Annotated in this window: 14 protein-coding genes; 4 read left to right on the top strand and 10 right to left on the bottom strand. The window is 67.7% G+C overall.

The window, feature by feature from the left end:
- The first annotated feature begins 46 nt into the window (after positions 1 to 46).
- A complete protein-coding gene (locus ON37_RS23995; protein ID WP_040722541.1) occupies positions 47 to 778 on the top strand; it encodes a ZIP family metal transporter in 732 nt (243 codons plus the stop codon).
- An 80-nt stretch (positions 779 to 858) separates the two neighbouring features.
- Positions 859 to 1,971, top strand: a complete 1,113-nt coding sequence (locus tag ON37_RS23990; RefSeq protein ID WP_040722488.1) for a S1C family serine protease — start codon at positions 859 to 861, stop codon at positions 1,969 to 1,971.
- Positions 1,972 to 2,004: 33 nt separating this feature from the next.
- Here the strand turns inward: ON37_RS23990 and ON37_RS23985 are convergent, their stop codons facing one another.
- From ON37_RS23985 to ON37_RS23955, 7 genes are all read right to left on the bottom strand, one after another.
- The gene (locus ON37_RS23985) at positions 2,005 to 2,571 is read right to left on the bottom strand and encodes a vitamin K epoxide reductase family protein (protein ID WP_040722487.1); all 567 of its coding nucleotides are present in this window, start codon (positions 2,569 to 2,571) and stop codon (positions 2,005 to 2,007) included.
- Positions 2,568 to 3,353 (bottom strand): DsbA family protein, encoded by a 786-nt coding sequence (locus ON37_RS23980; protein WP_245553397.1) that lies wholly within the window; start codon positions 3,351 to 3,353, stop codon positions 2,568 to 2,570. The genes ON37_RS23985 and ON37_RS23980 overlap by 4 nt, the downstream gene beginning before the upstream one ends.
- Positions 3,354 to 3,539: 186 nt before the next feature.
- Positions 3,540 to 4,388 (bottom strand): polyphosphate kinase 2 family protein, encoded by an 849-nt coding sequence (locus tag ON37_RS23975; RefSeq protein ID WP_040722484.1) that lies wholly within the window; start codon positions 4,386 to 4,388, stop codon positions 3,540 to 3,542.
- 32 nt (positions 4,389 to 4,420) lie between these two features.
- Positions 4,421 to 5,146, bottom strand: coding sequence for an ESX secretion-associated protein EspG (locus ON37_RS23970; RefSeq protein WP_040722483.1), 726 nt, complete (start codon positions 5,144 to 5,146; stop codon positions 4,421 to 4,423).
- Complete coding sequence (locus ON37_RS23965) at positions 5,143 to 5,706, bottom strand: hypothetical protein (protein WP_040722482.1); 564 nt, start codon at positions 5,704 to 5,706, stop codon at positions 5,143 to 5,145. The genes ON37_RS23970 and ON37_RS23965 overlap by 4 nt, the downstream gene beginning before the upstream one ends.
- Positions 5,696 to 6,088: a hypothetical protein gene (locus tag ON37_RS23960; RefSeq protein WP_210742417.1), complete on the bottom strand. Its 393-nt coding sequence runs from the start codon at positions 6,086 to 6,088 to the stop codon at positions 5,696 to 5,698. The genes ON37_RS23965 and ON37_RS23960 overlap by 11 nt, the downstream gene beginning before the upstream one ends.
- Before the next feature lie 260 nt (positions 6,089 to 6,348).
- A complete protein-coding gene (locus ON37_RS23955) occupies positions 6,349 to 6,672 on the bottom strand; it encodes a DUF4873 domain-containing protein (RefSeq protein ID WP_040722481.1) in 324 nt (107 codons plus the stop codon).
- Positions 6,673 to 6,841: 169 nt separating this feature from the next.
- Here ON37_RS23955 and ON37_RS23950 point away from each other — a divergent pair, with 169 nt between their 5' ends.
- The gene (locus ON37_RS23950; protein ID WP_083893248.1) at positions 6,842 to 7,753 is read left to right on the top strand and encodes an AurF N-oxygenase family protein; all 912 of its coding nucleotides are present in this window, start codon (positions 6,842 to 6,844) and stop codon (positions 7,751 to 7,753) included.
- A 28-nt stretch (positions 7,754 to 7,781) separates the two neighbouring features.
- Here the strand turns inward: ON37_RS23950 and ON37_RS23945 are convergent, their stop codons facing one another.
- The 3 genes from ON37_RS23945 to ON37_RS23935 form a co-directional block, all read right to left on the bottom strand.
- Positions 7,782 to 9,023: a saccharopine dehydrogenase family protein gene (locus ON37_RS23945; RefSeq protein WP_040722477.1), complete on the bottom strand. Its 1,242-nt coding sequence runs from the start codon at positions 9,021 to 9,023 to the stop codon at positions 7,782 to 7,784.
- A gap of 26 nt (positions 9,024 to 9,049) precedes the next feature.
- Complete coding sequence (locus ON37_RS23940) at positions 9,050 to 10,495, bottom strand: ABC1 kinase family protein (protein WP_040722475.1); 1,446 nt, start codon at positions 10,493 to 10,495, stop codon at positions 9,050 to 9,052.
- Between the two features lie 127 nt (positions 10,496 to 10,622).
- On the bottom strand, positions 10,623 to 11,354 hold the full coding sequence (locus tag ON37_RS23935; RefSeq protein WP_040722474.1) for a TetR/AcrR family transcriptional regulator: 732 nt from the start codon (positions 11,352 to 11,354) through the stop codon (positions 10,623 to 10,625).
- A gap of 318 nt (positions 11,355 to 11,672) precedes the next feature.
- On the opposite strand from ON37_RS23935, the gene ON37_RS23930 reads away from it, so the two are divergent.
- Positions 11,673 to 12,929 carry a DUF445 domain-containing protein gene (locus tag ON37_RS23930; protein WP_040722473.1) on the top strand — a complete coding sequence of 419 codons (1,257 nt, stop codon included), beginning with the start codon at positions 11,673 to 11,675 and terminating at the stop codon, positions 12,927 to 12,929.
- The last annotated feature ends 39 nt before the right edge of the window (positions 12,930 to 12,968 follow it).

Genomic DNA, 12,968 nt, shown 5'->3' with positions numbered 1-12,968 from the left:
ATCGGATGTGCGTGCCGCTGTGGTGCCGATACCGGATGCTGATCCGGTGGCGATCGTGCTGGCGCTGATATCCATGTGTTCGACGCTGGTGGGCGGTTTGGTCGCCGCACGAATCGGTGAGCGCAAGCGGCTGGTACTCGGCCTGGCCGCCGGGATCATGCTCGGCGTGGTCGCCTTCGACCTGATCCCCGACGCGCTGGCCGAATCCGATCAGGTCGTCGCCGGGGTGCCGGGAGCGCTGGTGGCCGCGGTGATCGGCTTCTTCACCATCCACATCATCGAACGGGAAATGGCGATCCACGTCGGCCACGAACAGGACTTCGGCCGCCACACGCACGATTTCCAATCGGTCGGACTGCTCGCCACCGCCGGGCTGATTTTCCACAGCATGCTGGACGGGCTCAGTATCGGCGTCGGCTTCCAGGCCGGATCCGCGCTCGGGATCTCGGTCGCGATCGCGGTGATTTCGCACGATTTCGCCGACGGATTCAACGCCTTCACGATCCCGACCCTCTACGGCAGTGCCCGGCGCCGGGCACTGACCCTGCTGATCCTGGACGCGCTGGCGCCGGTGGCCGGTGCCGTGATCGGGACCGTGATCCGGGTGCCCCCGCACGTGGCCGGGTTGTACCTGGGATATTTCGCCGGCTTCCTGCTGTATCTGGCGACGAGTGACATTCTGCCGGAAGCACATTCGGGCCGGCCCTCGCGCACGGTGCTGTTCTGCACGATCGCCGGGGCGGCGGCGATGTTCGGGGTCGCGGCTCTGCAGGACTGATGTCGCGCGCCACGCCGATTTGGTACACATGAGATCACGAACTCCGCCAGCCCACCGGGCACGCAGAATCGGGAGCGGCGATGGACGACCAGCATCCGGGCCGGCATCCGCGTGCGGCTCGCGGGGGATGGCTGTCGACGGCCGTGTTCGTGCTCGTCATGGCCCTGGTGGGGACCGCATTCCTCGGATATCACGGTGATCTGCCCCGCTGGGCACTGCCGGCGAGCCGGACCTCCTCGGCATTGTTCGGGCCGCCGCTGCCCCCGATGGATCCGACGGCGGTCGCCGCGGCGGTCGAACCCGAACTGGTCAACATCAACGTCTCGATCCGGCCGAGCGGGATGGGCGCCGCCGGATCGGGCATCGTGCTGAGCCCGGACGGCGAAATCCTCACCAGCCACCACGTGGTGAAGGGAGCCGAGACCATTACGGTCGGCGATATCGGCAACGGGTCGCGCTATCCGGCAACCGTGCTCGGTTACGACTCCGAGGCCGATATCGCGCTGTTGTCGCTCACCGGTGCCGCGGCGCTGGCGGTGGCGCGGATCGGAAGTTCGGCCGGCGTGCGGATCGGTGATCAGGTGCTGGCCATCGGCAACGCCGGCGGCACCGGTTCACCGACGGCGACGCCCGGCACGGTGACCGCGTTGGACGCCTCGATCGTGGCGCGCGATACCGCCGACCTCACCCGCAAGGCGCTGATCGGAATGATCGAGGTCGCGGCGCCGGTGGTCTCCGGACAGTCCGGCGGCGCCCTCGTCGACCGGGCCGGTGCCGTGATCGGCGTGGTCACCGCCGCATCCGGTGAGCTGTCCCGATCGGAGGGGCGGGCCAGCGGCTACGCGGTCCCGATCGACCGCGCGCTGGCGGTGGTGCGCCAGATTCGAGCCGGAGTGCCGACCGACACCGTGCACGTCGGCCCGACCGCCACCCTGGGCGTGCTGACCTCCGACGCCAAGCCGACCGGCGCGCGCGTGGACGTGGCGGTGTACGGGATGCCGGCCTTCGCCGCCGGTGTCGATTCCGGTGAGGTCATCGTCGCCGTCGACGGCCGGCCGATCGGTTCGGCGCAGAACCTGAAGGCCGCGCTCAATGTGCGCAAGCCCGACGATGTGGTCCATCTCGAGCTGCTCGCGCCCGACGGGTCCCACCGGCACGTGGCCGTCACCCTGGCCAGTGGTCCGCCGAATTGAGCCGGGACCGGGCCGCCGGGCCCGGTGACCCGGTCAGAACAGCGACAGCCAGTAGTCCTGGAAGCGCAGGAACACCAGCAGCAGCACGACCGCGTAATAGACGACCACGACGGTCCAGCGCCATTGCGCGATGATGCCGAGGATGCCGCGGGCACCGCCCCACAACTGATCGGTGACTACCGCCAGGCAGACCGGGGTGAACGCCCACACCACCATGCAGTAGGGGCACAGCGCGCCGATCCGGTAGAGGCTCTGGAAGATGAGCCAGAAGACGAAACCCATCCCGGCGATCAGGCCGATCCACAGCCCGCCCCAGAACCATCGCGGCAGCGCGATGCCCGCCACCGCGAGCACCGCGATCGTGACCGCCACCGAGAACCCCACCACGCCGATGATCGGATTGGGGAATCCGAAGACCGAGGCCTGATGGGTCGCCATCACCGAACCGCAGGACAGGATCGGGTTGATACTGCACGACGGGCGGTAGGAGGGATCCTTCAGCAGTTTGAAGTCGTCGATGGTCAGGGTGACCGCCGCCAGCCAGCCCAGCAGGGTGCCGGCCAGCAGCAGCCACGCCGCGCGCGGTCGTGCGGTGATCACTTCGCCGCGGCCTCGATCGTGGCGCGCAGGCCGTCGGGCTGCATCAGCTGCTGCGAGCCGGTGATCTGCTTACCGTTCACGAAGACGGTCGGGGTGGACTTGATGCCGCTGTTCAGCACGTCCTTGGTGGTCTTCTGCACGTACTTGTCGTACTTGTCCGAGGTGATGCACTCGGCCACGGCGGGGTCGGTGTAGCCGGCGGCCTGTGCGATCTGGACCAGCTTCTCGTCCGGCAGGCCGGTGCCGCCCTCCGGCGGCTGCTGCTCGTACATGCTGCTCAGCCACGGCAGGAATTTCGTCGGGTCGGAATCGGCGACGCAGTAGGCGGCGTTGGCCGCGCGCGAGGAGTAGCGGGTCCCGCCCGAGGACTGGTCCAGGAACGCGATGATGTTGTAGCGCACGCTCGCGGTGCCGGCGTTCACCGCATCCTCGATGGCCTTGGTGTTGGCGCCTTCGAACATCTTGCAGGCGGGGCACTGCAGGTCGGCGACAACTCGGATGTCGGCCTTGGCGCCGGGCTTGCCGATCTTGATCTCACCCTGATCGGTGATCGAACCGGTCACCGCGTCGGCGGAGGCCGGCTGCGCGGTGACCGAGGGCACCGGGCCGACGTCGTTCTTCTTCGACTGTTTGACCGCGATGCTGATGCCGATGGCCGCGATGAGCGCGATCAGCACGGCTGCGACGCCCACCTGAATCAGGATCGTGCGCGTGCGGTCTCCGCCACGCACCGCCGTCAGCGAGTTCTTCCCACGCGGATTCTTGCTCACCTCGGAGTTCACCACGCCTTTCCTGTGTTTCGTGTGGACAAGCGATATCGACGCCGCTTGCGATCGTACGGGCCGCCCGGTGCGCCGTCGCGACGCCGCCGACGGCACATTCGGCCCACATGATTCCCGGTGAACCTGAGAGATCCCCGAGACCGGGACGGAAATCGCCGGTATCGGTGACCTCGGTCGCAGCCGCGATCAGCCGGCGGCCAGCTTGGCCTTCTCGGTCTCGATGTCGAAATGCGGGGCGGGCCAGGTCAGCTTCAGGCCGGTCAGCGCGTCGACGAGCAGTTCGGTGATGGCCAGGCGGGCGAACCACTTGCGATCGGCCGGTACCACGTACCAGGGCGCGTGGTCGGTGTCGGTGCGATCGAGCACATCCTGATAGGCCTGCTGATATTCCGGCCAGCGGGCGCGGTCGTCGATATCGCTGGGATCGTATTTCCAGTACTTGTCCGGTCGCTCGAGCCGTTCGGCGAGCCTGCGCTTCTGTTCCTCGAGGGAGACGAACATCGCGACCTTGACGATCGTCGTACCCGCGTCGACGACCTCGCGCTCGAATCGGTTGATCTCGTCGAAGCGCTGCTCCCACTCCGCTTGCGGAACCAGTTTCTGCACTCGCACCACCAGCACGTCCTCGTAGTGGGAGCGGTCGAAGACGCCGATCTGGCCGGCACCGGGCAGTCGGCGCCGGACCCGCCACAGATAGTGATGGCGGCGTTCCTCCTCGGTCGGGACGCCGAAGGCGGCGTGCCGGACACCCTGGGGATCGACCATGCCGATCACATGTCGGACCACTCCGCCCTTGCCGGCGGTGTCCATGCCCTGCAGCACCAGCAGCAGATTGCGGTGATCACCGGAGCGGCCGTTGGCGAACAGCATCTCCTGGAGTTCCGAGAGCACCCGGCCCCGCTTGCCGAGCAGTTGCTCGCCGAGCTTCTTGCCGCCGGTGAAGCCGGGGGTGGCCGCGGGATCGTAGGAGTCGAGCCGGACTCCCGCGGCTCGTAATGCGGTGCCGGCCGGTTCGGCCCACGGAGATTTCGCCATAACCGTCGAGTATGGTCCCGCGCGGCCGGATGTCAGCCGATTCCGGCCAGCCGCAGCAGGACGGCGGCGAATTCGGCGTCGCCGACCGGCGTCAGGGTCAGTTCGGCCGCGGTGCTCAGCAGATAGCGTCCGTCACCGGTGATGTCGAGCCAGGTGCGGTGGCGGGTCGGCGGCGACATCGGATTGTCGGGAGCGACGGTGACGGTGATGAAACCGCGCGAATCGACGGGCGCGCGCAATGTGCGGCGGAACCGGGCCGCACCCGGGCGCCGGGGCGCGGTGATATCGCCGTCGGTTCCGGCATCGGTGGCCGGGTCCAGCACCGCGTCCTGGGGTTCACGCATCGGACCGGCCTTTCCGGCAGGAGCCGACCCGATCGCGGCGACCAGGCGCTCGCCCACCCCGCGGGCGTGGCAGACGGTCACGCTGACCGCGTCGGGACGCGCGACCAGCAGCGCGGCATGCCGGTGGACGACCGCGGCGAAGGCCAGGATCTGTTCGGCCTCGGTTCCGGGTAGTCCGCGCCGGCCGGAGACGGTGAAGGTGGTGGCATCGGGCCGAGTGCACAGCAGCAGGGCCGCGGTGAGATCGGGATCGGTGTTGCGGGCGTAGCGGGACGGCAATCGCAGTGCGGCATATTGGGATTCGGTGCGCACGGTCGATTCCGGAATCATGTTCACCGGATAGGGGCGGCGGTCGAGATCGGTTTCGGTGGCCCAGACGTGGGCGAACTCGTCGGGAGTCAGCACCCACTTCACAACCGGCGACCCCCACCCGAATCCGGGGCGAAGCGTGGCACCCGGTCGCCGGAGGCGGCGAGGGTGGTGTTGTACCGGAAGGTCAGCACGTCGCGGGCCTCGGCCAACGCCGCGGCCGCGGCGATGTCGTGGCTCATCCGGCGGGCGCCGCCGTGGACGACTTCGGCCACCGGATCCGCCAGCGGGACGTACTCGAGCGGCTCGGGCAGTGCATCCCGAATCGATTGTGCCGCTTCGGCATCGGCGTCCAGAAGCCGGTGCAGTTCGAGGCAGGTCTCGGCCACCGCGGCGCCCCGGTCGACGAAGGCCTCGGTCGCGGCGACGGCGGCGGCACGGGCCTGCCCGGACCAGGCTTCGAATTCCACGCGCGCGGCATCGGCGAAGGTGCGAAAGGCCGCGGCCACCATGGTCGCCTGCTGTCGCCACGCCGCCGCGGCGTCGCCGAGCGCGGTCGGGTCGAGGGTCTCGTGCACCTGTTCCCAGAGGTCGCGATGGCTGTACGAACCGTAGACCTCACGATCGGCGACATAGGGCGGATCGAACTGCGGCTCAGTGCCCATCGGGGGTTTCCGGGTCGGGGCGATCGAGCGCCAGGGCCGCGCGATTGGCCGCCTCGGCCTCCTCGAAGTGTTTGCCCGCGGCAAGGTAGGCGGCCTTGAACAGCAGCGCGGTCTGCTGGAACGAGGCGACGGTGTCGGCGAATTCCCTGCCCTTGGCGGAGAATCCGCGGGCCAGCGCCTGTCCGGAGGGCAATTCGCCGAAGCCGCGTACCTCGGCCAACGGCGCCGAGGCGGCGTGCGCGGCGTGCAGGTCCTCGACCAGTCGATCGCAGGCGGCGGCGAGATTGCGCGCGGTGTCCTCGGCGATCGAGAAGGAAGTGCGGTCGGAACCTGTTGCCGCGGCGTACAATTCGCGGGCGACGCGCTGACCGGTATCCGGCATCGGCACCTCGATGATCCCCTTCCGCCCGAAAAGTCCCCCCGCAGAACTTTACCGGAGCGCAAGCGACGCCGACGTTGTGAATCCGCACATCTCGAGACCTGAAAAACTTGTAATTCCCTGGGGCGTGGCAACTTTCGTCCCATCCGGGCTAGCGGGTCGGAGCGGGCCGGGGCGAGGGCTGGTGGTGATCGTGATTCGCGCACCGGGTCGTCTTCGCCGCCGCGGTCGGTGGCTCGGATACCTGATGCCGCGCGTCGGATTCACCGCGCTGCCCTCGGCTCGACGTCCTCGGCCGTCGGGATCCGGTACGGCGGGACACTACGGCCGGTGATGCGTAGTCGTCCCCAGAAGTCGCGATCACCCAGAGCCGCCGCGGCCTTCCCTTCGGGGGTGCGAATTTCCACGCGATGTTTGCGGGAGCCGGTTGCGGCATCGAGCGCCGGGTCCGGGTCGATCCGGCCGTACCAGCGGTAGACGCCGTCGATCGGCTGGTGATGGCCGTTGAGCCGGACGTGTACCGGATATTCGTGGCCGGCGAGCACGACGACCGCCGGTCCGTGATAGTCCGCTTCGGGGTGTCTCATGGTCGTACCTGCCGGTATCGCCTCGGCTGGTGAACGCCGTAGCCGTGACGAAGAGTTATAGGTAATATCGAGTGTGCCACCGCTCACACCGCCCGGCAACTGCGCGGTGTGAGCGAACCGGATCGACACCGGCCGCGTCGCGACCGGGACGGCAGGGACGGTGAGTGCGATGACGCATCACATCGACGGCCGGGAAGGACGCGAACGCGTCGCGCAGCGCTTGCTGCGCTCCTCGGCCGAACATTTCTACGATGCCGACATCGATATCGACTGGGAGCAGCCGTGGCAGCCGGACAAGGCCTGGTTGCCCGAGCACCGCATCTCGCTCTACGGCACACCGCTGTGGGATCGGCTTGCCCCGCAGCAGCGGATCGACCTCGGCAAACATGAACTGGTGAGCCTGCTCTCGTTCGGCATCGTCGCGGAGGGCCTGCTCAGCAAATATCTGCTGCGCATCGTGGAGCGGGATCCGACCTCGCAGCACGCCATGTACGCACTGACCGAACTGGCCGAAGAGGCACGCCACTCGACGATGTTCGCGCGGCTGATCGACAAGACCGGGATCCCGCCCTACCGCCCGATACTGCTCAACCGGGCGCAACTGCGCGTCGCCGAACACTTCCCGATCGGCCCGGTCGTCTACGCCGGCACCCTGCTGATCGAGGAGATTCTGGACCGCGGACAGCGAGAAGCGATGGCGGACAGTCGCATTCAGCCGCACGTGCGTCAGCTGATGCGCATTCACGTGCTGGAGGAGGCCCGCCACATCAGCTTCGCCCGTGATGCCCTGGCGCGGGGGATGGCTCGGCGCTCGCGATGGCAGCGGCTGCCGCATCAACTGCTGTTGGCCTACTTCGCGCTGGTCGTCTACCCGATGCTGATCAATCCGCAGGTGTATCGCGCGGTCGGCATCGACCCGCGGCGCGGGTTCGCGGCCGCCTTCACCGGCCCGCAGTACCGGGAGACCATCCGGTTCCTGTCCGAGCCGATGCTGCGCTATTTCGACGAGGTGGGCATGCTCGACGGTGCGGCTGTGCACGCGCTGTGGCGGTTGACCCGATCACTGCCCGAGGATCTGTGAACCGGCCGACGCCGGCGCTGGGCATCGCTCAGGCGCGCTCGACCTCGATCGTCAGCCCCGCCCGGCGCAGCCGTTCGGTGAGCGGATCACCCATGGCCGAGGCCGGGGTGAGAATGCCCGCCAGCTCCGGCAGATCGTCGAAGGCCAGGCACAACCCCGCCTCGCCGAGCATCACGGAGGTGGCCTGGTAGCCGGGATCGCCCTGGCCGGCGAAGGTGCAGACGTATTTCGCGCCCGAGGTGGTGTGGGCGAAGGTCTTCATCGTGAACCAGCCGTTGCGGCGGGACTGTTCGCTGGGCCCGGTCCCGGGCTTGGGCAGCACCCGATCGAGCAGCCGACGTCCGGCCGAAACCCGGGACAGCAGCGCGCCGGCGGTCATGGTGGCGACGATGCCGCCCGCCATTCCGGCCGCGACCAGCGGCGCCACCGCCGACTTACCGGCGCTCATCACCTCGCGGTAGCGGAAGTTCTTTCCGTAGACCCAGCCCAGCAGGCCGTTGCTGCGGCGCACGATCTTGGTGTTGTGCGCGGCCATGACGAAGGTGGCGACCCAGCCGTCGAGACTCGGATCGATGGCCGAGGCCCGGGAGAGCGCCTGGTCGGACTGCCGGCCGACATCGGGTTCCATCGTCTTGTCCGGGCTCAGCGAATACGGGTGCGACAGCACCGAACCCTTCGCCGGATCGGCGGCGATAGCCTCCATCATGGCGCGGCCGGAATCGATCGTGCCGCCGCTGACACCACCGGACAGCGAGGCCACCAGCGTGGTGTCGGTCAGTTCGCCGGTGTTGTCCGCGACCGACCGGCGGTACAGCTGATACACGCTCAGATCCGACGGAATCGAGTCGTAGCCACAGGAATTCACGATCTTCGCGCCGGTTTCGGCGGCCCGCTCGCCGTACCGATCGATGCATTCCCGGATGAACAGCGGCTCACCGGTCAGATCCGCGTAGTGGGTGCCGTTCTCCGCGCAGGCCTGCACCAGCGGCAGGCCGTAGCGCAGGTACGGGCCGACGGTCGTGACCACGACCTTGGTGCGGGCCGCCAGCGCATCCAGTGCCGCCTGATCGGAGGAGTCGGCGACCAGCAACGGCCAGATCGCCGCGGCCCCATCGAGTTCGTCGCGCACCGCGGTCAGCTTCTCCAGCGATCGGCCCGCGAGCGCGATGCGTGCGCCCGCCGGAGCGGCCTCGGCCAGATACTGCGCGGTCAGCCTGCCGACGAAACCCGTCGCGCCGAACAGTACGAGGTCGAATTCCCTGTCTGCCATGCCATTCCCATCTTGTACGGCACGAATTACCGTGCGCCGGAGCGTTTTCCGGTGGTCGTCTGCTTCCGCCGCGGGGTGCGCCGGGCGGGCTTGCCGGGCAGGCCGCGCCGGGCCAGCCAGGCGTGGTGCTGTTTGCCGAGTTCGGTCACCGGTTCGTCGCCGTAGAGCCATTCGCGCGCGATCCGATGCCAGTTCGCGGTGGCTTCCAACTGCCCGAGTACCCCGAAGGTCAGAAAATCCGCGCGCCGGGAGAACAGGTGCTCCGGCGGCAGGTTCTGTTGTTTCATCCCGGCGTACTCACTGGCGCGCGGATCGACCGCCAGCACGAAGGCGCCGCTGGCCAGTTCGGGAGTGATCGTCAGTTCCTGGTCGATCAGTGCCCATTCGCAGGCTGCGAGCACATACTCGAGGCAATCCTCGGGGGTGATCTCCTCCGGCGATTCGATGATGCCGTGCTCGATCATCAACTGCCGCAGATCTTCCGCGCGTTCCTCGGCGGCGGCGCGGATGCAGGTCGCCTCGAACCGGACATGCTCCGGATCCATCCGGTTGAACAGGCCGAAATCGAGGAAGGCCACCCGGCCGTCCGCCCCCAGCAACAGATTTCCCGGATGCGGATCACCGCAGAACTCGTTGAACGTGAACAGCGAACCGACGTAGAAGCGGTAGATGATCTCGCCGACCCGGTTGCGTTCGGCCTCGGGCAGCTGCCGGATCTCCTCGAAGCCCCGCCCGGGGAAGAACTCGCTGACCAGCACATGGGTACTCGACAACTCCGGCATGGTGGCCGGTACCACGATGAACGGGTGGTCGGCGAACAGCTCCGCGACCTCGCGCTGGGTCAGCGCCTCGGCCACGTAGTCGAGTTCGCTCTCCAGGTTCAGGCGCAGTTCGTCGAGGACCGCGGGCGTCACCCACGGCATGGCCGACTGCAGGACGCGGCGGAACATCGCCAGATTCTTCAGATCGGCGCGTACGGCGGTGTCGATACCCGGATACTGCACCTTCACCGCGACCTCCCGGCCGTCGTGCAAGCGCGCCCGGTACACCTGGCCGATGGAGGCCGCGGCAATCGGTTCGGGATCGAATTCGGCGAACAGTTCCGCGAGGCCGCGGCCGAAGTCCTTTTCGATGACCCCGCGCATGGTGTCGAAGGAGACCTTCGGTGCGCTGTCGCGCAGCACCGCGAGCCGGCGCTGGAACCGTTCCCGATGTTCCGGCGGAACCAGATCGAGATCCAGCACCGACAGCATCTGGCCGAGCTTCATCGCGACGCCCTTCATGGTGCCCAGCACCATGACCATCTGCTCGGTGGCGCGGATCATCGATTCCTCGGCCATCCGCTCCCGCACCGCCTCGGAGCGTCCGCGCATCGAGCGGCGGGTCTTCTGGGCGCGAATCACGTTGCCGGCGACGGCCACGCCCAACTTCGTCCCCCGCGCCAGCCGCGATGTCGGCAGCTCTTTCGCCATTGATGACCTCCGTTGGTGCCGGCACACACGGCAGCTGCGGGCGCCCACCCCGCCTGGCCGGTCTTCAGAGTAACCAAGCCGGGCCCGGGGGCACAGGTGCCGCGGTGGACGATCCACCGCGGGGGTGTCAGCCCAGGCCGGGCTCGGGAGGTTCGGGAAGTTCGTGCGGCACGGAGTTGAACTTCTCCGGCGAACCGCCTGCGCGGACCATGCCCTCGATCGCGCTCCAGACCATCATGGCCAGGTGGTCGAGCATGCGATCGGCCGTCATCGAGCGGTTGCTGATCCACCAGTCGGTGGCCAGTTGGACACCGCCGACGATCACGTAGGAATACAGCAGCACACCCTCGGTGTCGACGCCGCGGTCGAATGCCTTGGTCTGCACCACCACCGACACCACGTCGGCGAACAGCTTCTCGAAATCGGCGAGGCTGGACTTGTCCGTGGTCGACCCGTTGCCCATGATGAAGCGGTAGACGTCGATATCGGCGTCGACGGTGTGCACATAGGCGGCGAGGGTGTTGCGGACCAGCTGATATTCGTCGGCGTCATCGCTGATCGCCTCGTAGATGCGCGGCATCAGCGTGGTCTCGATGAAGCGCTCCATGGTGGCGCGCGTCAGATCGGATTTATCCGAGAAATATCGGTACAGGACGGTTTTGGAGACGCCGATCTCGGCGGCGATCTCGTCCATTCCGACATCCCCGCCGCGTTTGCGAATGGCGGCGAGGGTGCCGTCGACGAGTTCTTCCCGCCGATCGATCTTGTGCTGGTGCCAGCGCCGCTTGCGACCGTCCACCCGGCCGGGGCGCACCGCGGGGGTGTCGACGGCAGCGCTCGCGGCACGATGTGTGGTCATGCTCGAGTGGACTCCTGATTTTGGGGACAATGGCACCCCCAGCTTAAGTCCTTCGCCGAGGTGATGGTCGCGGTTCGTCGAGGCGGCGGCCCCACCCGGCGCGTGCCGCGCGGCGGGCGCGTGGCGAGGCCGGGGTGAGCGGCGGCACGGTGGCAACGCCGATATTCCAGCCAGAATGGGTTTATGGAGCAATCTGCCGGCAGCGCCCCCGTCCTGGCGGAAGCGAACGCCCGTCCCGTGACACCAGCGGGAGTGGGAAATACCACAGGCTCACCGGCCCGGGGCGCACCCCAACCGCCGTCCTCGTTCGCCGACCTGATGGACGAATCCGGGAAACGGCGCGACCTGCGCAAGATGAAGATGGTCGCGACCGGGTTCCTGGTGGCCGCCACGATCGTCTATCTCGTCTGTTGCTGGCTCGGTTCGCGCGAGCTGGGGGGCGGTTGGGTCGGCTACGTGCGAGCGGCCTCGGAGGCCGGAATGGTGGGCGCGCTGGCGGACTGGTTCGCGGTCACCGCGCTGTTCCGGCATCCGCTCGGCCTGCCGATTCCGCACACGGCGATCATCCGGAAGAAGAAGGATCAGCTGGGCACCAGCCTCGGCGATTTCGTCCGCACCAATTTCCTGTCCCCCGATACGGTGGCGACCAAGGTGAATTCGGCGCAGATATCGCTGCGCCTGGGTACCTGGATGGCCGATCCGCAGCATGCCGCGCGGGTGTCGGAGGAGTCGTCGACGATTCTGCGCGCGGTGATCGGCGCGTTGCGCGACGCGGATGTGGAACAGGTCATCGATCAGACGATCGTGAAGCGGATCGCCGAACCGCAGTGGGGTCCGCCGATCGGGCGGGTGCTGGCCGAGCTGCTGGCCGAGAACCGGCAGGCGCCGCTGCTGGACCTACTGGCCGAACGTGCGCACCAGTGGGCGCTCGGCAGTCAGGAGACCCTGGACCGCATCGTCATGCGGGATGCGCCGTCGTGGGCGCCGAAATTCGCCAACATCCTGCTTTCGGAGAAGATCTACCGGGAATTGGTGGAATTCACCTGGAAGATTCGTTCCCAGCCCGATCACGAGGTGCGGCTGGCCGCGAACCGTTTTCTCGAGGATTTCGCCCGGGACCTGCAGTACGACGACGCCATGATCGCCAAGGCGGAGCGGGTCAAGGCCGAGATCATGGGCCGCGAGGAAATAACCGGAATGGCACAGGCGACCTGGCGTGCGGCCAAGCGGATGATCCTGGAATCGGCCGACGATCCGAACAGCACGTTGCGCCGCAAGATCTCCGAGAATGTGCAGCAGCTCGGTCAGCGTCTGGTCGACGAGCCGCAACTCAGAAAACAAGTGGACGCTTGGGTTGAACGCGGGGTGCGATATCTCGTCGCCAACTACGGCTCGGAGATCGCGGCGCTGATCAGCGATACGGTTGCCCGGTGGGACGCCGACGAGGCGAGTCGCAAGATCGAATTGCAGGCGGGGCGCGATCTGCAATTCATCCGCATCAATGGAACCGTGGTCGGATCGCTCGCCGGCCTGGCGATTTACGCCGTATCGCATTTACTGTTCCCTGGCTTCTGACGGCTGCTGCCGGAAGTTAGCCCGACATTCGCGAGCGCG

It is taken from the genome of Nocardia veterana NBRC 100344 (genome assembly GCF_000308855.1).
Taxonomy (GTDB): domain Bacteria; phylum Actinomycetota; class Actinomycetes; order Mycobacteriales; family Mycobacteriaceae; genus Nocardia; species Nocardia veterana.
Note: the sequence above shows the minus strand (reverse complement) of the source record. Positions and strands in the feature narration are given on the sequence as shown.

Bases quoted from the DNA above. Each gene is read 5' to 3' on its own strand.
- ON37_RS23940 (WP_040722475.1), bottom strand. From the start codon at position 10,495: ATGGCGAAAGAGCTGCCGACATCGCGGCTGGCGCGGGGGACGAAGTTG.
- ON37_RS23955 (WP_040722481.1), bottom strand. From the start codon at position 6,672: ATGAGACACCCCGAAGCGGACTATCACGGACCGGCGGTCGTCGTGCTC.
- ON37_RS23950 (WP_083893248.1), top strand. From the start codon at position 6,842: ATGACGCATCACATCGACGGCCGGGAAGGACGCGAACGCGTCGCGCAG.
- ON37_RS23965 (WP_040722482.1), bottom strand. From the start codon at position 5,706: ATGGGCACTGAGCCGCAGTTCGATCCGCCCTATGTCGCCGATCGTGAG.
- ON37_RS23990 (WP_040722488.1), top strand. From the start codon at position 859: ATGGACGACCAGCATCCGGGCCGGCATCCGCGTGCGGCTCGCGGGGGA.
- ON37_RS23975 (WP_040722484.1), bottom strand. From the start codon at position 4,388: ATGGCGAAATCTCCGTGGGCCGAACCGGCCGGCACCGCATTACGAGCC.
- ON37_RS23945 (WP_040722477.1), bottom strand. From the start codon at position 9,023: ATGGCAGACAGGGAATTCGACCTCGTACTGTTCGGCGCGACGGGTTTC.
- ON37_RS23930 (WP_040722473.1), top strand. From the start codon at position 11,673: ATGGACGAATCCGGGAAACGGCGCGACCTGCGCAAGATGAAGATGGTC.
- ON37_RS23935 (WP_040722474.1), bottom strand. From the start codon at position 11,354: ATGACCACACATCGTGCCGCGAGCGCTGCCGTCGACACCCCCGCGGTG.
- ON37_RS23960 (WP_210742417.1), bottom strand. From the start codon at position 6,088: ATGCCGGATACCGGTCAGCGCGTCGCCCGCGAATTGTACGCCGCGGCA.